Genomic DNA, 18951 nt, shown 5'->3' with positions numbered 1-18951 from the left:
AGGTGGTAAATCTGGGAGTTGCATCCAGTGCACAAGAGGGTTATCAAGTCTTTTGCAGTGGAAACGATTTTCAGAGCGTCGCATCGAGAGATGCCGTGACGCGGAGGGAATTGCCATGTTACTCAACAAACCCGAGCACGAACTGCGCAGCGACTTCCAGAACCTCGCGTCTGATTTGCGATGGTCGGCGGTGGAGCTCAAAGCCATTGCCGAGCGGCTGAGACAGACCGGTAACGAGGTCGATGCCCAGTCATTGCTGAAGACGTGTCAGGTGTTGGAGACCGCCGAAGAACGGCTGGCGCTCTACGCGAGTGAAGTGAAGTCTCATCGAATTCACCTTGAATAAGCGCGGGTCGCCATTACAGCTTGCTCAGGACTGCCAGTATGGCTCTGCGGCAGCATTGCAGACTTTCCGGAGCAATGGAGATTTCCAGGCGTCTCACATGAGGTTGTCGCATAGAGTCAGGAGATATACCCAGTTGAAGGAAAGGCTTTCAGATTTTGCAGTGCTCATATTGATGGTGCTTGGCGGCATTGCGTTGCTGTTCGTTGCTAAATACTGCATTGAATACTTCGTAGGCCCCATTGCTGAATCATGGATCGATCTCGCGCTCGTCCTCTCGGGCTATGTACTGTTCTTTCTTCTTGAACCCATTCGCAAGTCGGTCAGTAAAAAATGGAGTAAAGGGGCGAGACGAAAAAGACACAGTGAGGGAGTGTGAGGGGCGTTGATAAGGCGCTGGCTTGCGTGGGGGGCGGTGATATTTCCGTAACCATGACAACCCTTTCACGAAGTCTTCACCCCGACCGGCCTAAATTGACGTGACTCCTTTGTGATATCCCCTTCAAGCCCGCCCGCATGCGGGCTTTTTTTCGTCTTCAATATTGTCCATTCGTCGACAGGCTCTCCAATGAGTCTGCATAGATTACTTTTGCCGAGGCCTGACAAATTCTATAAAGTTAACCATTAGGTCAGCTTTTCGGCTTTTCAGCCCTTCGCATTGCGAGGAAGGGCTCCTGAGGTTTTCCCTGTACACCATAACGACATGGGCGGAATTCATAACCGTCCAGAGGATGATCCATGTCCAACCGTGATATATCCCGGCGCTCCTTTCTACAGGGCGGGTTGATCGCTGGCGTCAGCGTGACGCTGACCCCGCTCAGCTCCCAGGCATTGGCTGCCTTGATGGAAAACAGCGTGACCGTGCCGTCCGAGCAATGGCTCGGCAACAACGGCAAGGCCCGCATGCGCAACGACTCATTGTCCAAGGTGTGCGGCAGCAAGGTATTTGCCCGCGACATCCGCGCCAAGGACATGCCGGGCTGGCCGCAACAACAAGGCCACGCGATGCTGCTCAAAACCATTCGCGCCGACCGCATTTATGACGGATTCGACCTGTCGTTGCTGGGTGCCGAATTGCAGCCTGATCGCATCGTCACTGCTGAAGACCTGGACAAGGACGGCATCGTTTTCCCTGAAGACCACGCGCCCGATCCGCTGCTGCCAGCCGGCAAGGTGCCGATGTTCATCGGCCACCCGGTAGCGATCCTGATCTGGAACGACTTCGAGCGTTTCCGCCAGGCCAAGAACATGCTCAAGTTCAACGACAAAGCGATCCGCTACGGCGCCAAGGCGCCGTTTTACACGCGCGATCCTTATGGCAGTTTCCGTTACGTGCGGGTCGGTGGGGCGACCTCGGCAGATGAAGATGAATTCGCCAGCCTGAAGGACTCGATCCTGTTCCCGATGATTCGCGAACGGCGTCCGGTGTGGAACGCCCAGCCGAACCTGCATGGCAACCTGACCGAGCGCGGTCTGTTTTATGCCGATCGCATGAAACAGCAATTGGAAACCCCGCCAGAAGGCTGGATGGTTTTCGACGAGCGCTACAAGACGCCGTCGATTGAACCGGCTGCAATGGAACCCGACAACGGCAATGGCTGGTACGACCCGACGACCAAGACCCTGCATTTTGTCGTCGCGACCCAGTGTCCGCTGGAGTCTGCGACTGAAACCGCGAAGATGATCGCGCCGTCGCGTTTCGGCTTGAGCACGCTGAACATGCATCCAGGCTACACCGTCGGATACGGCTCCAAAGACCACAACATCTTTGTCTACTACGCGGCGCTGGCGGCGTTGTATGGCGGCGGTGTGCCGGTGCGTCTGGCCAACGACCGCTACGAGCAGTTCCAGAGCGGTATCAAGCGTCATCCGTTCGACATTCGCTACCAGTTGGCCGTCGACAAACAGGATCACAGCTTCAAGATTTTCCGCGCGGACATGAACGTCGACGGTGGTGGGCGAATCAACTACAGCCCTTCGGTGGCGGCGGTTGGTGCGACAGCCGCACAGTCGATTTACTACATGCCGCAGAACGACCTGCAAGTGACCGCTTACCATTCACGTGGTGTTGAAGCCGGCTCCATGCGGGGTTACGGCACCCTGCAAAGCATGGCCGCTACCGAGATGATGGTGGATGAAATCGCTGATCGTCTGGGTATCGACGCCATCGACCTGCGCAAGAAAAACGTGCTGCTGTCCGGGATGAAAAACACCCAGGGCGCGGTGCCGGCAGGTGCATTGCGCCTGCATGAAATTCTCGAAAAAGCGGCTGGCAACGAGCTCTGGAAAAACCGTCACGCGTTGAAAAAACAAGAGGACGCCAAGGACCCGGACAACTGGTACGGCATCGGCTTCGCCATTTGCCAGAAAGACTTCGGCACCGGTTCCGAAGCGCCGATGGCCAGTATCGAATTCAGCGCTGACGGGCATATCACGCTGCGCCATATCGGCATCGAGATTGGCACCGGCATGTCCACTTCCCAGGCCTTGGTGGTCGCCGATTTCCTCGGTAACCCGGCCAGTGAAGTGAAGACCGGTGAAACCGAATGGAAAGAGCTGCAGCTGACCAGCAGCGGCAACCCCTACCTCATGAGCCAGGCCGAGCAGGACACCGTGCTGCGCAACCCGCGTTGGGTCGGCAAAATTGCCTCGGCGTCGTCGGCAACCAACTCCGCCTATTACTTCAGCCATGCGACCCGTGAAGCGGCGCGTGTGTTGTTCAATCACGGTCTATGGCCGGCCGCCGTCGAAATCTGGCGTCAGGGGCCGTTCGGTGGTCAGGCCAACCCGTATGTGCTGCGCCGCGAAGACGCGCATTGGGTGGACGGCAAACTGACCGCCAACGGCATGGAACCGCTGCCATTTGCGGTGCTGGCCAAACGTGCCCATGAGCGCGGTCTGGTGACTGGCGCGACGGTGCACGGTTTCAACCGCTGGAGCTGGGCCGAGGCGGAGTACAGCATCAATGGCGTGCGCGAGCGTCTACCGCTCGACGGTCTCGCCGTGAAGTATGGCGACGGTGCGCCGAACGCGATCAAGGCGCAGATGAACAGCGCCGGTTTCCACCTGCTGGATCGGCAGAACATTGCCTACCCGGCGACCCAGTTGAACAACGCGGCGGTGACCTATTACAGCCCCGTGGCGACGCTGGTTGAACTGAAAGTGAACAAGGGTTCGGGCGAGGTGAAAGTCCTCAACCATCACTCCTGGCTTGAATGTGGCCGGGTGCTGGTGCCAGAACTGGTCAAGGGCCAGCTCGAGGGCGGGATCGCCATGGGCATCGGCCACGCGCTGCTGGAAGAAATGCCGCTGTACGAAGGTGGACCGGGGGAGGGTGACTGGAACTTCAACCGTTACCGTTTGCCGCGTGCCAAGGATATCGCGGTCTGGACGCAGACCTCGGAGATCCTTCCGCCATTGTCGCCGAGTGATCCGTCCAAGGGCATCGCCGAAGTGGTGATGATTCCGGTGGTGGGCGCCATCGCCAACGCCGTGGCCCATGCAATCGGCAAACGGGTCCGTGACCTGCCTATCACTCCAGCGCGCATCAAGGAGGCCCTCAATGGCTAACCGTCCGCTTCACATGACCCTCAATGGTCAATCCGTCGGTCCCGTGGAGGTCCCTGATGATCTGCCGATGATCGACTATCTGCACGAATACCGAAACCTTACCGGCTCGCGCCTGGGCTGCGGCCAGGGCATTTGTCACGCCTGCGTGGTGATTGTCGACAACCCCGACGGCACCAGCGAGGAAGTACGCACCTGCATTACCGGCGCGCATTACTTCGAGGGCAAGAAAGTCCGCACCATCGAAGGCCATGCGCGCCGCGATGAAAGCGGCAAGGTCACCGAGCTGACCCCGATTCAGCAACGCTTCGTCGACGAATTCGCCTTCCAGTGCAGCTATTGCGCCCCGGGCTTCGTCAACGCCGCGACCGTACTGGTGGAAAAACTCCAGCGTCAGCCGATCAGCAAAAGCCAACTGGAAGCAGTTATCGAAGACAGCCTTGGCCACCACATTTGCCGCTGCACCGGCTACGTGCGCTATTACAGCGCCACGCGCCACGTGTTGACCGATCTCGGCCTGGTCAAGGAGGGTTGAGCATGAAGCGACTACTTTCCAGCCTTGGCACGGCGGTTGGCCTGGCCGTTTCGCTGATGGCGATCCAGCAGGCCCAGGCAGCCGATCAGCAGCAGATCAAGCGCGGTGAATACCTGGCGCGGGCGGCGGACTGCATGGCTTGCCACACCGCACCCGGTGGCGCGCCTTACGCGGGCGGCCTGCCGATCGTGTCACCGTTCGGCACCATTTATGGCACCAATATCACCCCGGACAAAGACCACGGGATCGGCCAGTACAGCGATGACGAATTCTTCGCTGCGCTGACCGAAGGCAAGCGTCGTGATGGCGCCAACCTGTACCCGGCGATGCCGTACACCTCGTATCACTTGATGCCGCGTGAAGACTCCGACGCCATTCACGCGTACCTGCAGACGGTCGCGCCGATCAACCGTGCTGCACCGGTCACCCGCCTGAGCTTTCCGTTCAACGTGCGTCTGGGGTTGATGGGCTGGAACATGCTCTACGGCAAGGACGTGAAACTGACGCCGGCTGAAGGCAAAAGTGAAGACTGGAAACGCGGCCAGTACCTGGTCGACGTACTCGGTCACTGTGGCGAATGCCACACGCCGCGTGGTTTGCCCGGCGCGATGCAACAAGACAAACGCTTGACCGGCGGCCTGCTCAATGGCTATCTGGCGCCGAGCTTGCTCGCCAACGATTTGGCGGCACGCGGCTGGACGCATCAGGACCTGAGTTCTTTCCTCAAGCACGGCATGAGCGCTCAAGGTACGATGTTCAACGAGATGTTTCCGGTGTTTCATAACAGCACCCAGAACCTCAATGAGCCGGACCTGGCGTCCATGGCGACTTTCCTGCTCGGCGACCCGCCACCGCAAGCGCGGGTGTTGAGCGAAGTGCCGTTGGACAAAATGACCGAAAGCGCCCGGCGCGGCCGTCAGGATTACCTGAACGTTTGCGCCGGTTGCCATGGCGTCAACGGCGAGGGCAAGCCGCACATCGCGGTGGCGATGCAAGGCAACACCACGTTGCGCCTGGAAGATCCGCGCAACCTGTTGCGGGTGATCGAAGACGGGATTGGCGAGCAAAAATTTGCCGGCTTCGAGCGCATGCAACCGATGCCGGGTTTCGCCGACAAATTGAGCAATCAACAAATGACGGACCTGATCAGCTATTTGCGTCAGGCCTGGGGCGGTCAACCGGCTGATCTGCTGATCGGCCAGATCGAGCAATTGAAGGCAGATGCTCCCGTTGAGCACAAGGCACACTGATATGCAGCATCTTGACCTGCAAGTGGTTCGGCGAGCGTTGGCCTGGTCCGGCGCTGGTCAGCGTGTATGGCTCTGCAGCGTGCTCGGCACCTACGGCTCGGCGCCTCGTGCGCCGGGCTCGATGTTGGCGGTCAACGACAGCGGGCAATGGATTGGCTCGTTGTCGGGGGGCTGCGTCGAGGACGACTTTCTGGCGCGCATGGCCGAAGGGGCGTTCCTCGACGCCGTTGCGGTGGTGCGTTACGGCGAGGGCGATGATCCGCGTTCCACGATAAAGCTGCCCTGCGGCGGGTTGCTCGACGTACTGGTGGAAAAGCTTGAACCTGAGTGCGAGGTCCAGGCCCATCTGCGCGAACTGGAGTCCGCGTTGCTGGGGCAGCGTCGTTTGATTCGCGAAGTGAATCTGGCCAGCGGCGCACGCAGTCTACTGGTTGACCGTGAACATGGGCCGCGTATCGAACGGGAAATCGACCGGGTGCGTGTGCGTGTCGGTGCGGCCCAACGCTTGTTGCTCGCCGGTTATTCCAGCGTGTCCCAGGCGTGTGCCGAGTTTGCGGTGGGGCTGGGTTTCGAAGTGATTCTGTGTGATCCGCGTGATGAGGTCCTCGAAGGGGTAGTCCTTGAGAACGTGGAGATTCGTCGCGAGTTGCCGTCGATGTTCATCGCCAATGGTGGTTGCCACAGCGATACCGCCGTGGTGGCGCTGACACACGATCCGCGCATCGACGACCTGGCAATGATGGAAGCGGTGCGCACCGAGGCGTTTTACATCGGTGTGATGGGCTCCATGCAAACCTCGCAAAAGCGCTTTGAGCGTTTACGGCGTATCGGTGGTTTGGGCGAAGCTGAGCTGGCCCGTATTCACGCGCCGATCGGGCTTAATCTGGGCAGCAAGACACCTGCGGAAATCGCCTTGGCGGTGCTCGCCGATATTCTGCGCATTCGCAGTGGTATAGCTCGGGATCAACTCTGAAAAACAGCGTGTCAGTGTGCTGCCGATCCCTGGCGAGTCCCGACTTCAGCATATGAACCGGGACTTGCTTAGCGGAATCGAGGCAGTGGCCGGTCGACAGGTTTGAGTGATGTCAGCGCGTTCTGAATCAGCGGGGCATCTTTCTCGATGTCTTGCAGACGGTCGCGAATTTTCATCGCGGTGGGGTGGCCGCCATGGATATCGACCCAGTCGGCGATTTCCTTGCAGGCAGCCGCCAAGCGCGCCTGACGTGAGTCGAGCAGGGTCAGCAAGGTAGTGATGGACTCTTTTTCGGACATGAGAAACACCTCCGTATCAGAGAAGCTTTTGATCGAGCAACAAAACGCTCGCCGGGCGCGAGCGTTTGCCGATGAAGTCGCCGATCCTTCAGCTGGAATCAGTATAGACCCGCAATGCCAATGGCAGCGGAGCCGCGTGCAGCCTGGGTTTCAGACTTTACGCGAGACCCGCGAGCTGGCGGCATTGAGCCGTCGGCACTCCTTCATGGCATCTTCCATACGCTCATAACCGTCACCGATAAAGCCGCCACCCGTGCGTGTATCGGCGATCCGGTACCAGACCGCCGTTATCGGCTGCTGACCAGACACTTCACCCGCACGGCGACCCTGAACGGTGGCCTTGTTGCAACGTTTCACAACGAATATGTCTTCCATGGCGTCACCGACGCTCCAGTTGTGTACACATCAACTATAGAAGCAAGTTGAGAAGCTGCAAAAGCGGTCTGTGCTGTTCGTCGATTGATTCAATGCTCAGACCGCGCTTCGACACATTGCAGGTTCCACCCCGTAGGCTGCCAGTGCAAGGTATGGGTGGGCGCCAGGGCCTGCAGGAACTCGGTGTCATGGGAGGCGGCAATGAGCGCTCCGGGAAAGTCGCGTAATGCCTGTTCCAGCGCCTGCACAGACGCAAGGTCGAGGTGATTGGTCGGCTCGTCGAGCAACAGCAACTGGGCCGGGTTTTCTCGCCATAACGCGATGGCAATAGCCGCTTTCAGACGTTCGCCACCGCTGAGCAGGCGAGTCGGCACGTTCACCCGCACAGCGTCCAGTTGCAGTTGGGCCAGCCGGCTGCGCACCGAGCCTTCCGATAGCGGTGTGTCCAGCAGGTTCAACTGTTCGACGATGGAGCGTTCTGGATCGAGCAACTCCAGTCGTTGGTCAAGGTAAGCGTTGGGCACGTGGGTCAGGCAATCACCGCTGACAGGGTTGCAGTGCGCTGCGAGCATTTTCAGCAAGGTGGATTTTCCGCAGCCGTTCGGCCCACTGAGCGCAATGCGCACAGGGCCTGCAAGTGAAATAGTGAGGAATGTCGTTGGCGCCTCGGGTGCCAGCCAGGGCAGTTGCGCGTCGATCAGTGTGATCATCTGTCGGTTGGCCGGCACAGCGGTTCCCGGCAGGGTCATCAGCACCGGCTCTGACGGTTTAATCCGTGCGTTGGCCTCCCGTACCTGCTCATTCATCGCTGATTTGTGGGCCTGATGAGCGTGACGTACGTGGCCCATGATCTCGGTGGCCGCACCTTTCATCCTGGCGCGTTCGAAGCGTGAGACGTTGGCGGTTTCAGCGTTTTTGCGTGATCCGGCAGCGCGTCGCTGAATGGTGTCGTGTTCGCGCTGTAGCCGTTTCAGCTCGCGACTGCGCAGGGTGCGGTTGTGCTCAAGGGCTGCATGCGCCGCAGCTTGCTCGACTTCGCGCTGCTCAAGGTAAGCCGCATGATTACCACCAAAGACCTGCACACCCAGTGCGCTGAGTTCGACGATGCGTTGAAGGCTGTTGAGCAGCGTTCGATCATGGCTGACCACGATCACCCCTCCGCGCCAGTGGTCGAGCCGGTCCATTAGCCAGCGGCGGCCGTCAGCATCCAGATGGTTGGTCGGTTCATCCAGCACCAGCAAATCGGCCTGGCTGAGGAATGCGCCGATCAGTGCGATGCGGGCACGTTGGCCGCCGCTGAGGGCGTCCATAGGGTGTTGCACCGTCAGCTCTGGCAGGCCGGCTTCATCGAGCAACAGGCGCAATTGTTCGGGCAGATCCCAGCGTTCAGCCGCCCGTTCAAGGTCTTGGGTGGATGCGCTGCCGCTGGCCAGCCGGGCGAGCGCATCGAGTGTCTCGGCGATACCCGCCGCTTGCGCAACGCTCTGGCCGCTGATCGCAATCGGCTCTTGCGCCACATAGGCGACGCTGCCAAAGCGGCTGAGTGTGCCGGAAGCGGGCGTCAAGTCGCCGGCAATCAGTCGGGCAAGCACGGATTTGCCGACGCCGTTACGGCCAACAATGCCGGTGGGACGATGATCGAAGTGCAGGTTCAGGGAGTCGAACAGTGTTTCGCCATTGGCGAGCTGATAGGACAGTCGGTTCAGGGTTACGAGCGCAGGCAGACGCGTGACGTGAGTCATGGAACCTCCAAAAAATGTCGAAAAGACCAACAAGTGCCGGTGGCAGCTTGTTGCGCATACATTTTTGAAAGGCTTAGTTGTTCACGTCGAAAGGTCATCCGGCATAGGGGAGAGGCGGCTAGCCTAGCTCAAAAGACTTTCCCCTTACAACGCTTATGGTCTTGTTGCACGCCCCAGCCGTTTACGCGAGGACCGCCACCGCCTTGATTTGCGCCCATAGTTGCTGGCCGGGATGCAGTTGCAAGTGATCGCGGGAGTAGCGGGTGATGCGCGCGAGCAACGGTGTTCCCGAAGCGTCCAGGCGTACCAGCACATGGGCGGCGTTGTCCGCGGAAATTTCGCTGGTGACTGTCACTGGCAGGCGATTGAGGATGCTGCTCAGTTCACCGCCCTGAAGACTCAGGCTGACATCGCGAGCCTGGACTTTGACGCGCAACAACTTGCCCACGGCCATAGGCGAATGCGCGACCCGCACATTCAATTGGCTGCGGGGCAGTTGCAGGGTCAGCAGTTGGTAATGGGCGTCGTAGTCCGTCACTTGACCCTCGATCACTACGCCGGCGTCGTCGCCCAAGGCCAGTGGCAGGTCGAGCCGCGCAAGCGTTTCGCCGATGGGCCCGCTGGCCAGGGCTTTGCCGTAGCTCAGCAGGACAATGTGGTCGGCCAGTCGTGCGACCTCATCCTGCGAGTGACTGACGTACAGCACCGGGATTTCCAGTTCGTCGTGCAGCCGTTCGAGGTACGGCAGGATTTCGCTTTTGCGCTGCGAGTCCAGCGCGGCCAGTGGCTCGTCCATCAACAGCAGTTTCGGGCTGGTGAGCAACGCCCGGGCAATACCGACCCGTTGGCGCTCGCCGCCCGAGAGGTGTTGTGGATGTCGGCCGAGCAAGTGGCTGATTCCCAGCAGTTCGGTGGCGTGGGCCATGTCGACCCGGCGTTGCTGGCGTGGAATACGCCGCAGGCCAAATTCCAGGTTGGCCAGCACCGACAGATGGGGAAACAGACTGGCCTCCTGAAACACATAACCCAGCGCCCGTTTGTGCGGGGCGACAAAGAGTTTTTTGTCGCTGTCCTGCCAGATTTCATCATTGATCTGGATAAAGCCTTGTTCGGCCTTTTCCAGTCCGGCAATGCAGCGCAGGCAGGTGGTTTTGCCCGAGCCGGAATGACCGTACAGCGCCGTGACGCCGCGGCCGGGCAGGTGCAGGTCGACGTCCAGGGAAAAATCCGGGTAGCTCAGTTTCAGCCGAGCGTGAATCGTTGAGGTCATCGATCAGCTCCAGCCGGCTTTGGTTTTGCGGCTGGAGTACAGCGCCAGCAATATCAGGAACGAGAACACCAGCATTGCCCCGGCCAGCCAGTGGGCCTGGCCATATTCCATGGCTTCGACATGATCGTAGATCTGCACCGACACCACCCGGGTTTTGTCCGGGATATTGCCGCCGATCATCAGCACCACGCCGAACTCACCGACGGTATGGGCGAAGCCGAGAATGGCCGCAGTGATAAAGCCTGGCCTGGCCAGCGGCAAGATCACGTTGAAAAAAGTGTCCCAGGGGTTGGCGCGCAAGGTGGCGGCCACCTCCAGCGGACGCGGGCCAATCGCCGAGAAGGCGTTCTGCAGTGGCTGGACGACAAAGGGCATCGAGTAGATAACCGAACCGATCACCAGCCCTGCAAAACTGAACGTCAGCGTGCCCAGCCCCAGTGCTTGGGTGAACTGGCCGATGACCCCGTTAGGGCCGAGGGTCAGCAGTAAATAGAAGCCGATCACCGTCGGCGGCAGCACCAGGGGCAGGGCGACGATAGCGCCGATGGGCCCGCGCAACCAGGAGCGGGTACGCGACAGCCACAACGCAATCGGAGTGCCGATGACCAGCAGGATGGCCGTCGTCAGGGAGGCCAGCTTGAGGGTCAGCCAGATGGCGGAAAAATCGGCACTCGATAGCGTCATTTAGAGTTGATAACCGTAGGACTTGATGACGGCAGCGGCTTTAGGCCCTTTGAGGTAAGCAACCAGCGCCTTGGCGGCCGGGTTGTCTTTGCCTTTGTTGAGGATCACTGCGTCCTGTTTGATCGGGTCGTGCATGTCGGCTGGAACGATCCACGCCGAACCGCCGGTGACTTTGCCGTCTTTATAGATCTGCGACAAGGCGACGAAGCCTATTTCCGCATTGCCGGTGGAGACGAACTGGTAGGCCTGGGTGATGTTCTGGCCTTCGACGATCTTGCCCTTGACCTTGTCTGTCAGGCCCAGTTTAGCCAATACCTGAGTGGCCGCGAGACCGTAAGGGGCGGCTTTCGGGTTGGCGATCGACAGGTGCTGATAGGTGTTGTCGCTAAGCACTTTGCCTTTGGCGTCAACGTAACCGTCCTTGGCCGACCACAGTGCCAGGGTGCCGATGGCGTAGGTGAAACGCGAACCTTTGACCGTGTCGCCTTCGCTCTCGAGTTTTTGCGGGGTGCTGTCGTCAGCCGACAGGAGCACTTCGAACGGCGCACCGTTTTTGATCTGGGTGTAGAACTGGCCCGTGGCGCCATAGGCGGCAACCAGTTTGTGCCCGGTGTCTTTTTCGAAATCGGCGGCAATGGCCTGGATCGGTGCGGTGAAATTGGCTGCGACCGCAACCTGGACTTCATCGGCCTGGGCTGAGCCAAACGCGAACACGGCGAGCAAGGATGCCAGGCAAGTGGGGGCAAAACGTGAGGCACGAATAGTCATGAAGCGGCTCCGGGGTAGGCAGGTGCAGTGGGCAGTTTTTATGGGGGGTGGACTGCACCGGTGCGAAAGGATGAAACGCTATATAGGTGAATATATAGCGAATTGCCGACAAACGGAACGTATCAAATAGCACCCAATGAGCCGACACGCGCTCTGTTCCCTGTTTCCCCGTTCCCCCGTTCCCCCGTTCCCCCGTACCTCGTAGCAGCTGCCGAGCCTGCGAGGCTGCGTTCGGCCGCGCAGCGGTCGTCAAATCAGGCAGCGTGTTTTTCCAGACAAACCGCGTTTGCGGGATTTGCGAGGACTTCGTCCTCGAACGCAGCCTCGCAGGCTCGACAGCTGCTACGGGGCCGAACGCAGCCTCGCGGGCTCGACAGCTGCTACGGGGTTTTTGATCGTTACCACGCAAAGCATGGGAACGATCAAATGGTGTTTAGCGACGCGCCATCAAGGCCAGCGCCTCGTCAGCCAGCCGCTGGGTCAACTCAGCGGTCGGTAATTCAACCCCAAGCCGTAGCGCTTGTCCGGCCCAGAGGTTGCTGAAGTCCGCTTCATCCTTGGCACGCAGTGGCATCAGCGCGCCGCCGGCCAATGGGAAGGCCGGAGCTTGCGGGCTGATCGGGCCGAGTTCGCGCATGACCCGATTGAGAATCCCTCGCGCCGCACGCCCGGTAAAAATATTGGTCAGCGCCGTCTCGCTTTCCTTGGCGCTGCGCAAGGCCCGGTGATGGGAGGCGCTGACCTTGGCTTCCGGGGTAAACAGGTAGGCGGTGCCCAGTTGCACTGCCGAGGCCCCCAAGGCGAAGGCGGCGACAATCCCGCGTGCGTCGCCGATCCCGCCCGCAGCGATCACCGGTACGCTGACGGCATCGACGATCTGTGGTACCAGGGCAAATGTACCGACCTGACTGTTCAGATCATCGCTGAGAAACATCCCGCGATGGCCTCCGGCCTCGTAGCCCATGGCGATAATCGCGTCGCAGCCATGCTGTTCCAGCCAGATGGCCTCATCGACGGTAGTTGCCGAAGACAGGACCTTCGCGCCAGTGGCTTTGACCCGATCGAGCAGGGATTTTTCCGGTAGGCCGAAGTGAAAACTCACCACCTGCGGACGGAACTCTTCGACCACCGCGCAGGCGGCGGCATCGAACGGCGCACGATTGGAAACCGGGGTCGGTGCGTCGAAGTCAGCGCCCAGCTCGCGGTAATACGGTTCCAGCAGGTTTTTCCATTGCTGAGCGCGTTGCTCGTCGGCCACGGGTGGTTGATGGCAGAAGAAGTTCACGTTGAACGGGCGCTGGCTGTGTTGCCGGATGACCTTCAGCTCTTCGCGCAACTGTTCGACGCTGAGCATGGCCGCGGGCATTGAGCCCAGGGCGCCGGCATTGCTGGCTGCAATGACCATGGCCGATCCGGTGGCGCCGGCCATGGGAGCCTGGATGATCGGCAATTCAATGCCGAGCAGATCAAGAATACGGGTGTCAGGCCACGGGTTCATCGCAACGTCCTCCTTATGACAAGAACGGCTTTTGTAGCAGGAGTCAGCGTCACAAGGCCAGTGGCCTTTAGGCGCAGATGCCGAGCGCAACAAAGTTGTAGTGTCCGGTTGTGCCAGCGCTCACGCCAATGGCATGGTGGCCGCTTGTGGTGGATGTGAATCGTTAACGACGGAGAAACTGTTCCATGGATTTGAAACAACTTGAGGTTTCGCCATTCCGCGTATCGGGATTGCGTGTACGTACGTTTAACAGCGCCGAGCAGCAGGCAGCTACCGCCAGAATCGGTCCGATGTGGCAGCGTTTTTTTGTCGAAGGGCTGTTTGACAAGATTGGCAATAAGCAACCGGACTCACCGGCTTACGGGGTGTACTCCAGCTATGAGTCCGATGCATCCGGGGCTTTCGATGTGACGGCCGGGGTGGCGGTCAATGAAGCCGCCCCCGGTTACGAAAGCATTGAGGTGCAGGGCGGCCAGTATCTGGTTTTCGAGGCGAAGGGGCCGATGCCGGGCTGTGTCATCGAGGCGTGGGGCAGCATCTGGGCGTATTTCGAGGCCAACCCGCAGGTCAAACGCCGATTTGCCACCGACTTCGAGGCCTATACCGGCCCTGAGTCAGTGGCCGTGTATATCGGCATTTTCTGAGATTGGGTTTCACGCGCAAGCAGTTGACGCTTGCGCTCCACCCCCCAGCGGTAGCCCGAGAGATCGCCATCGCTGCGCACCACCCGATGGCAGGGAATGGCCACCGCGAGGTTGTTGGCACCGCAGGCCTGGGCCACGGCACGGAAGGCTTTTGGCGCGCCGATGCGCTGGGCTATTTCGGCGTAGCTGGCGGTGCTGCCCGCCGGAATATCCCGCAGCGCCATCCACACCCGCTCCTGAAATGCCGTGCCGCGCACATCCAGCGGCAGGTCCAGGCCAAGCGCCGGGGCTTCGATGAAACCCACCACCTTGGCAATCAGCTGTTCGAAGTCATGGTCGGCGCCAATCAGGTTAGCCTGGCGGAACCGGTCTTGCAGGTCGCAGACCAGCGCGTGGGGATCGTCTCCCAACAAGATCGCGCACACCCCGCGTTGACTCTGTGCCACCAGAATCGCCCCTAATGAACATTGGCCAACGGCAAACCTGATGTCGGTGTTCTGGCCCGCAGCGCGGTAGTCGCTGGGCTTCATGCCAAGCAGATGATCGGCGGACTCGTAGAAGCGGCTGTTGGAATTGAAACCTGCCTCATACAGCGCGTCGGTCACCGAACCGGCGACTTCCAGGCGTTCACGAACCCTGCGTGAACGTTGTGCAGTGGCATAGCCCTTGGGCGTCAGGCCAGTGACAGCCTTGAACACCCGGTGAAAGTGGAAAGCGCTCATTCGCGCGGTCTGTGCCAGTTCGTTCAGGCTGGGCAATGTCTCGGCAGCCTCGATTTGCCGACAGGCTGCGGCGACCAGTGCGGCGTGTTGCGCGGCGAGATGAGTCTGGTCTGTTGCAGCGCGTTTGCTTGGGCGATAACCGGCCGCCTGAGCCTGTTCCTCGGTGTCGAAAAACTCGACGTTTTCCGGTTTCGGCAATCGCGCCAGGCTGCTCGGGCGGCAATAGATCCCGGTGGTTTTCACCGCGTAGACAAACTGACCGTCAGCGCGCGGGTCGCGCGCCAGCACCGCGGACCAACGGGGATCTTGTTCTGTGGTGGGTTTGGCAGTGGTCATGGGGGATACCGGTAGAAGGTTTATTCATACGCAGCCTAGCGAGTGTGGGCGCTGAGGACACTCCGGCGCTTGCGGTCAAATTCCGGATGTCATCCCGCCGTGCGGAAGGTGAAGTTGATTCGCTGTCCGCCCAGTTGCGGGTGATGACCGTCCTTGAGCGGCAGCACGCCGTGATAACGCAAGCGATCCACGCCGCCCCAGACCACGATGTCACCGTGAAACAGCGGCACTCGCAGACTCTTATCGCTGCGCTTGAAGCCGCCGAACAGGAACATCGCCGGCAGACCGAGGGACACCGAGACAATCGGCGGATCGTAGGACCGTTCATTCTTGTCCTGATGCAACGACATCTTGGCGCCCGGCAGGTATCGGTTGATCAGGCAGGCATCGGGCTCAAAGTGATGGAAACCGGCTTCTCGTGCGGCAGCCTGTGCCAGTTCCCGAAAGGCCTCGGGCATCGCCGGCCAGGGCTGGCCGCTGACGGGATCGATGCGAGTGTAGCGATAGCCACTGCGATCGGTGGTCCAGCCCAGCGTGCCACAACTGCTCAAGCCTACAGACATGGTGAAACCGCCAGGGGTGACCATCTGCCGAAACGGTGCGGCCAGTAGAATCTTCTCCAGCGCCGGCAGCAATTGCACCACCCAGGGCAGGGCGAAACCTCGCAGAACGAAAGACTGTTCGCCGATTTTCTCGGTTCTGGCCGGTTGCCGGTCTTCATCGGCAAACAGCTCGAAGGTCGCTGGAGGCATCGCTTTACTGCGCATCGTGAAAGATCACTCCAAGGGTATGCCGTTTGCCGCTGTGCAGGCGACTGACGCCGTGGCGCAGGTTCACCCGGTAATCGCCGCGAACACCTTTGACCGGGCGCTGATGCACGGCAAAAATCAGCGCATCGCCTTTTTCCAGGCTCATCACCATGGGCCGTGATTGCATCCGTGGGCGTTGCTCGGTGAGCACGAATTCGCCGCCGGTAAAATCTTCGCCGGGAGTGGACAGCAGAATCGCCACTTGCAGCGGGAACACATGATCGCCGTACAGATCCTGATGCAAACAGTTGTAGTCCTGTGGGCCATATTGCAGCAACAGCGGCGTAGGGCGCTCCTGTCCCGCGTCATGACAACGTTGCAGGAAGGCTGCGTGTTCCGTGGGAAAGCGCCCGGGCAAGCCCATCCGTTCATTCCAGCGATTGGCCAGCGGGACAAGCCTTGAGTAGAGCGTGCCGCGCAGGCAAGCAACGATATCCGGCAGCGGGTATCTGAAATACCGGTACTCGCCGCGCCCGAAACCATGCCGGGCCATTATCACGTGCGAGCGGAAAAGCGCAGGCTGAGCATAGAGCGCGCTGAGGTCTGCACATTGCTCGGGGTTGAGCAGTCCTTTGATTGTCGCGCAGCCGTCCCGGTCGAGGTCTTGCTCCAGGGAAGGCCAATCCAGTGCGTTGATACGCGAGATCAAAGGCTGTTCGCCCATTGCACGGACACCGTCGATATAACGCGCTACCGAGGTGTTGTGCGGCAAAGAAATCGACATGTCCGGCTCCTGAACTCAAGGTTGAGGTGTGCCAGTCTGGGGAGTACGAAGGCGGGCGACACTCCGGTGCTTGCGGTCGAACTCCGGAGTGGTTGTGCCAGGGGTTACAGCGCTTTGCTGACCTTTATATCGCTGATCCCGGACAAGTCGCCGTGAATCGCTTCAAGTGCCGCTCTGGCTTCTTCTTCGGTGCCGGTTTCAAGCTGGGCAAACTCGAAACGGCGTTCTTCGTTGAGTTTGTATTTGATGACGTATTTAGTCGTTTGGGCCACGGTCGTACCTGTCTGTCGCAGTGCGGGCCGAGGTCTCAGCTAAGTTTCGAGCTGGACCGGCGGATGATTTTGATCGAGTGGGTCAGGGTCGGTTTGCGGGTCACGCTGATCGGCCGGCGGTTGACCGTGTCGATGGTGATGTTCCAGAAGCCGGTGCTTGGCGCGGTGATTTTCGCAGGGAAGGTGTCAAACGCGCCGCCGTGGTAAGTGTGGCGGCCGCCATTCTTGAAGCTGCGAAAATTGGCGTCGTTCATCAAGCGGATGTTGCACATTTGGGAGCATTGAATGACGACGATGTCATCTTCATTGAGGTGCTCGCGCTGGTGGATAAATTTCATGGGGGCGCCTCCAGAAGGGCTTTTTCTACAAAATCAAAACGATAGCATGGGCGATGGCGCAGTTTATCAGCCCGAACGGTTTATTATTGGGCTACCGCGAGGTGCTTTGACAATTAAAAACAGCTATTCGGGTTTTTATGGGTGATAAAGCAGCGGTCTCCGGAGAAAAACAGTATTTGCGCTGTCGGAGCGTCTTTAAGGGAGGATTAGTATGAAGCGGGGTGTTTTGGTACTGGCGTTGGCGATGAGTGGTTGCGCGACTGTCTCGGACATTAGTCAGACGCTGCCAACCATGAATGTGATCTCGGGGAAAAAACCTCAAGCGTACGCCGACTGCGTGGCCAAACATTTGGCCAGTACCCGAGGGGCGGTGCAAATGGAGCCCTACAACAAGGATGGCGTCCGGGTCATTGTTGCAGGAAAACTGTCAGCGAGTCCGTCTGCGGTGTTTGACATCGAAGAGCGATCCGGCGGAAGTAGCATCAAGCTCCACGAAAGCATGTCCAATGTGCCAATTCGGCCTGGAGATGTGCAGGATGCGGCCAACACATGCATTTCTGGCTCATAGTTTTTTCGGCGATTCTCTCTCGCTCGCTGAATTTGAAATTGGCTGATTGACCGTATCGTCCGATAAACTGTCGTCAATCAGCAGGAGTGCCGTCCAGCCTCGGGTTTGGGCGGCACTGTCATTTCTGGAGTGGTCAATGAAGCGAGAGCAAGTAAGAGAGCGGCATGCAGAGGGGCACATCTCTGCGACGCATGTGATTCAAAACCCGGCAAACTCCGGGGAGTGGATTGTGTTCTTCAAGAAAAGTGCAGGGCGCAGCTATTTCCTGGTGGATGAAAACGACGAGGTCGAATCATTTAGTCGGCTGGATGATTTGATCGAGACAGTACGCGGGCTCGGGATCAAATTCGCCGAAATTCACATGTAACGGCCATAGCGTCTTGCCGGTTACTTGCACACCACTACGACGCTGCGGCTCTTGTAGTTGCCAACGTCGACGCCCAGGGTCTTGTCGCTTTCCTTGGTGGCTGGCGTGCCATCGGTGCCAATGATCCGATAGCCGGTACCCGCGCAGGAATCGTCAGCCATTTGATAACATTTGGCCCAGGAGTTGGCTTCACCCGAGCAGTCGATTGACAGGCCTTGCTCGCCATTGTTCAGATAGGTTTTGGATGCAGTAGCGCAACCGCTCAAGGCCAGCACCGCAATCAGAGCCAGATATTTTTTCATGTTTGGGTCGTCATCGAGTGAACAGTGTGTAAGGGGCGCGAGTCGCCCTGAAGCCAGATGCTATAGCGAACAACCATTTCGGTACAGACAAACACAAAAAAGCCCTGCGCGTTAGCAGGGCTCTTTCGAGGGCTGTGTTACTCAGGTTTGGCGCCGCGCCGCTTGGGTGCAGGCGGGGTGTCTTGCAGCACCGAGGCGACTTCAATCGCCAACGCTTCCGTGGGGAAAGGCCCGGCGATGTTTTCGCCGCTGACGCTGTCGACCCACCACTGGCGATCTTTGGCTTGATTGATCAGGTAACCGTTTACGCTTTTTGCTGCCGACATCTATCTGCCTCGTTGGCTGGTTCAATCGCGCAATGATAACTGGAAACGTGCCCCGGCGCGTTCACTGGTCTAAAGTGAAGTCTTTGCGTTGTTCCGTACGCCTTGGCCTGGAGGCTAATCTGCGTCGTTGCGGAACTATCCGCCAGAATATTTCTCTATGATGGCATCGGTTAGCCAGTGTGGGGCATTGTAAGGTGCTCGCCGGCTGATTAGACTGCGCCGAAACTCGTACACACAGC

General features: G+C 59.4%; 23 protein-coding genes. 9 read left to right on the top strand and 14 right to left on the bottom strand.

Going from position 1 to position 18951, the window contains the following annotated elements:
• The first annotated feature begins 115 nt into the window (after positions 1–115).
• The 6 genes from AC1RJ3_RS21480 (at position 116) to AC1RJ3_RS21455 (ending at position 6668) form a co-directional block, all read left to right on the top strand.
• Entirely contained in the window at positions 116–346 is a 231-nt protein-coding gene (locus AC1RJ3_RS21480) for a hypothetical protein (protein WP_054597742.1), read from the top strand.
• Between the two features lie 133 nt (positions 347–479).
• Positions 480–722, top strand: coding sequence for a hypothetical protein (locus AC1RJ3_RS21475; protein ID WP_493080389.1), 243 nt, complete (start codon positions 480–482; stop codon positions 720–722).
• Positions 723–1081: 359 nt separating this feature from the next.
• The gene (locus AC1RJ3_RS21470; protein WP_493080387.1) at positions 1082–3913 is read left to right on the top strand and encodes a xanthine dehydrogenase family protein molybdopterin-binding subunit; all 2832 of its coding nucleotides are present in this window, start codon (positions 1082–1084) and stop codon (positions 3911–3913) included.
• A complete protein-coding gene (locus AC1RJ3_RS21465; protein ID WP_493080385.1) occupies positions 3906–4445 on the top strand; it encodes a (2Fe-2S)-binding protein in 540 nt (179 codons plus the stop codon). Before AC1RJ3_RS21470 ends, AC1RJ3_RS21465 begins: the two co-directional genes overlap by 8 nt.
• A 2-nt stretch (positions 4446–4447) precedes the next feature.
• A complete protein-coding gene (locus tag AC1RJ3_RS21460) occupies positions 4448–5695 on the top strand; it encodes a c-type cytochrome (protein ID WP_054597739.1) in 1248 nt (415 codons plus the stop codon).
• Position 5696: 1 nt separating this feature from the next.
• Positions 5697–6668 (top strand): XdhC family protein, encoded by a 972-nt coding sequence (locus tag AC1RJ3_RS21455; RefSeq protein ID WP_493080383.1) that lies wholly within the window; start codon positions 5697–5699, stop codon positions 6666–6668.
• 68 nt (positions 6669–6736) lie between these two features.
• Here the strand turns inward: AC1RJ3_RS21455 and AC1RJ3_RS21450 are convergent, their stop codons facing one another.
• The 7 genes from AC1RJ3_RS21450 to AC1RJ3_RS21420 all read right to left on the bottom strand — a co-directional run bounded on the left by AC1RJ3_RS21450 (position 6737) and on the right by AC1RJ3_RS21420 (position 13304).
• Complete coding sequence (locus AC1RJ3_RS21450; protein WP_054597737.1) at positions 6737–6967, bottom strand: hypothetical protein; 231 nt, start codon at positions 6965–6967, stop codon at positions 6737–6739.
• A gap of 150 nt (positions 6968–7117) precedes the next feature.
• Positions 7118–7342, bottom strand: coding sequence for a hypothetical protein (locus AC1RJ3_RS21445; RefSeq protein ID WP_054598357.1), 225 nt, complete (start codon positions 7340–7342; stop codon positions 7118–7120).
• A gap of 89 nt (positions 7343–7431) precedes the next feature.
• Entirely contained in the window at positions 7432–9084 is a 1653-nt protein-coding gene (locus AC1RJ3_RS21440) for an ABC-F family ATP-binding cassette domain-containing protein (protein ID WP_493080380.1), read from the bottom strand.
• A gap of 181 nt (positions 9085–9265) precedes the next feature.
• Positions 9266–10354, bottom strand: coding sequence for a molybdenum ABC transporter ATP-binding protein (gene modC, locus AC1RJ3_RS21435; protein WP_347927029.1), 1089 nt, complete (start codon positions 10352–10354; stop codon positions 9266–9268).
• Positions 10355–10357: 3 nt separating this feature from the next.
• Positions 10358–11038 carry a molybdate ABC transporter permease subunit gene (gene modB / locus AC1RJ3_RS21430; RefSeq protein ID WP_493080378.1) on the bottom strand — a complete coding sequence of 227 codons (681 nt, stop codon included), beginning with the start codon at positions 11036–11038 and terminating at the stop codon, positions 10358–10360.
• Positions 11039–11806, bottom strand: coding sequence for a molybdate ABC transporter substrate-binding protein (gene modA, locus AC1RJ3_RS21425; protein ID WP_493080376.1), 768 nt, complete (start codon positions 11804–11806; stop codon positions 11039–11041).
• A 433-nt stretch (positions 11807–12239) separates the two neighbouring features.
• Entirely contained in the window at positions 12240–13304 is a 1065-nt protein-coding gene (locus tag AC1RJ3_RS21420; RefSeq protein WP_103316388.1) for an NAD(P)H-dependent flavin oxidoreductase, read from the bottom strand.
• A gap of 185 nt (positions 13305–13489) precedes the next feature.
• On the opposite strand from AC1RJ3_RS21420, the gene AC1RJ3_RS21415 reads away from it, so the two are divergent.
• Positions 13490–13948, top strand: a complete 459-nt coding sequence (locus tag AC1RJ3_RS21415; protein ID WP_493080374.1) for a GyrI-like domain-containing protein — start codon at positions 13490–13492, stop codon at positions 13946–13948.
• Here the strand turns inward: AC1RJ3_RS21415 and ada are convergent.
• The 5 genes from ada to AC1RJ3_RS21390 all read right to left on the bottom strand — a co-directional run bounded on the left by ada (position 13903) and on the right by AC1RJ3_RS21390 (position 17149).
• Complete coding sequence (gene ada / locus AC1RJ3_RS21410; RefSeq protein ID WP_493080372.1) at positions 13903–15006, bottom strand: bifunctional DNA-binding transcriptional regulator/O6-methylguanine-DNA methyltransferase Ada; 1104 nt, start codon at positions 15004–15006, stop codon at positions 13903–13905. The two genes, AC1RJ3_RS21415 and ada, sit on opposite strands and share 46 nt — an antisense overlap.
• A gap of 89 nt (positions 15007–15095) precedes the next feature.
• Positions 15096–15758, bottom strand: coding sequence for a DNA oxidative demethylase AlkB (gene alkB / locus AC1RJ3_RS21405; protein WP_493080449.1), 663 nt, complete (start codon positions 15756–15758; stop codon positions 15096–15098).
• Between the two features lie 4 nt (positions 15759–15762).
• Positions 15763–16479 carry a 2OG-Fe(II) oxygenase gene (locus tag AC1RJ3_RS21400; RefSeq protein WP_493080447.1) on the bottom strand — a complete coding sequence of 239 codons (717 nt, stop codon included), beginning with the start codon at positions 16477–16479 and terminating at the stop codon, positions 15763–15765.
• A 164-nt stretch (positions 16480–16643) separates the two neighbouring features.
• Positions 16644–16811 (bottom strand): hypothetical protein, encoded by a 168-nt coding sequence (locus AC1RJ3_RS21395; RefSeq protein ID WP_019690028.1) that lies wholly within the window; start codon positions 16809–16811, stop codon positions 16644–16646.
• Between the two features lie 35 nt (positions 16812–16846).
• Positions 16847–17149: a DUF1883 domain-containing protein gene (locus AC1RJ3_RS21390; protein WP_019690029.1), complete on the bottom strand. Its 303-nt coding sequence runs from the start codon at positions 17147–17149 to the stop codon at positions 16847–16849.
• 211 nt (positions 17150–17360) lie between these two features.
• On the opposite strand from AC1RJ3_RS21390, the gene AC1RJ3_RS21385 reads away from it, so the two are divergent.
• Together AC1RJ3_RS21385 and AC1RJ3_RS21380 are read left to right on the top strand one after the other, a co-directional pair.
• Positions 17361–17717 carry a hypothetical protein gene (locus AC1RJ3_RS21385; RefSeq protein ID WP_054597728.1) on the top strand — a complete coding sequence of 119 codons (357 nt, stop codon included), beginning with the start codon at positions 17361–17363 and terminating at the stop codon, positions 17715–17717.
• Positions 17718–17853: 136 nt separating this feature from the next.
• On the top strand, positions 17854–18084 hold the full coding sequence (locus AC1RJ3_RS21380) for a hypothetical protein (RefSeq protein ID WP_054597727.1): 231 nt from the start codon (positions 17854–17856) through the stop codon (positions 18082–18084).
• Between the two features lie 20 nt (positions 18085–18104).
• On the opposite strand, the gene AC1RJ3_RS21375 is transcribed toward AC1RJ3_RS21380, so the two are convergent.
• A complete protein-coding gene (locus AC1RJ3_RS21375; RefSeq protein WP_054597726.1) occupies positions 18105–18386 on the bottom strand; it encodes a hypothetical protein in 282 nt (93 codons plus the stop codon).
• A 137-nt stretch (positions 18387–18523) separates the two neighbouring features.
• A complete protein-coding gene (locus tag AC1RJ3_RS21370) occupies positions 18524–18712 on the bottom strand; it encodes a hypothetical protein (protein WP_054597725.1) in 189 nt (62 codons plus the stop codon).
• Between the last annotated feature and the right edge of the window lie 239 nt (positions 18713–18951).

Source organism: Pseudomonas sp. GW822-FHT04C11 (assembly GCF_058800905.1).
This window is presented reverse-complemented; position numbering and strand designations above follow the sequence as displayed.

Bases quoted from the DNA above. Each gene is read 5' to 3' on its own strand.
- AC1RJ3_RS21480 (WP_054597742.1), top strand. From the start codon at position 116: ATGTTACTCAACAAACCCGAGCACGAACTGCGCAGCGACTTCCAGAAC.
- AC1RJ3_RS21470 (WP_493080387.1), top strand. From the start codon at position 1,082: ATGTCCAACCGTGATATATCCCGGCGCTCCTTTCTACAGGGCGGGTTG.
- AC1RJ3_RS21465 (WP_493080385.1), top strand. From the start codon at position 3,906: ATGGCTAACCGTCCGCTTCACATGACCCTCAATGGTCAATCCGTCGGT.
- AC1RJ3_RS21460 (WP_054597739.1), top strand. From the start codon at position 4,448: ATGAAGCGACTACTTTCCAGCCTTGGCACGGCGGTTGGCCTGGCCGTT.
- AC1RJ3_RS21455 (WP_493080383.1), top strand. From the start codon at position 5,697: ATGCAGCATCTTGACCTGCAAGTGGTTCGGCGAGCGTTGGCCTGGTCC.
- AC1RJ3_RS21450 (WP_054597737.1), bottom strand. From the start codon at position 6,967: ATGTCCGAAAAAGAGTCCATCACTACCTTGCTGACCCTGCTCGACTCA.
- AC1RJ3_RS21445 (WP_054598357.1), bottom strand. From the start codon at position 7,342: ATGGAAGACATATTCGTTGTGAAACGTTGCAACAAGGCCACCGTTCAG.
- AC1RJ3_RS21440 (WP_493080380.1), bottom strand. From the start codon at position 9,084: ATGACTCACGTCACGCGTCTGCCTGCGCTCGTAACCCTGAACCGACTG.
- modC (WP_347927029.1), bottom strand. From the start codon at position 10,354: ATGACCTCAACGATTCACGCTCGGCTGAAACTGAGCTACCCGGATTTT.
- modB (WP_493080378.1), bottom strand. From the start codon at position 11,038: ATGACGCTATCGAGTGCCGATTTTTCCGCCATCTGGCTGACCCTCAAG.
- modA (WP_493080376.1), bottom strand. From the start codon at position 11,806: ATGACTATTCGTGCCTCACGTTTTGCCCCCACTTGCCTGGCATCCTTG.
- AC1RJ3_RS21420 (WP_103316388.1), bottom strand. From the start codon at position 13,304: ATGAACCCGTGGCCTGACACCCGTATTCTTGATCTGCTCGGCATTGAA.
- AC1RJ3_RS21415 (WP_493080374.1), top strand. From the start codon at position 13,490: ATGGATTTGAAACAACTTGAGGTTTCGCCATTCCGCGTATCGGGATTG.
- ada (WP_493080372.1), bottom strand. From the start codon at position 15,006: ATGACCACTGCCAAACCCACCACAGAACAAGATCCCCGTTGGTCCGCG.
- alkB (WP_493080449.1), bottom strand. From the start codon at position 15,758: ATGCCTCCAGCGACCTTCGAGCTGTTTGCCGATGAAGACCGGCAACCG.
- AC1RJ3_RS21400 (WP_493080447.1), bottom strand. From the start codon at position 16,479: ATGGGCGAACAGCCTTTGATCTCGCGTATCAACGCACTGGATTGGCCT.
- AC1RJ3_RS21390 (WP_019690029.1), bottom strand. From the start codon at position 17,149: ATGAAATTTATCCACCAGCGCGAGCACCTCAATGAAGATGACATCGTC.
- AC1RJ3_RS21385 (WP_054597728.1), top strand. From the start codon at position 17,361: ATGAAGCGGGGTGTTTTGGTACTGGCGTTGGCGATGAGTGGTTGCGCG.
- AC1RJ3_RS21380 (WP_054597727.1), top strand. From the start codon at position 17,854: ATGAAGCGAGAGCAAGTAAGAGAGCGGCATGCAGAGGGGCACATCTCT.
- AC1RJ3_RS21375 (WP_054597726.1), bottom strand. From the start codon at position 18,386: ATGAAAAAATATCTGGCTCTGATTGCGGTGCTGGCCTTGAGCGGTTGC.
- AC1RJ3_RS21370 (WP_054597725.1), bottom strand. From the start codon at position 18,712: ATGTCGGCAGCAAAAAGCGTAAACGGTTACCTGATCAATCAAGCCAAA.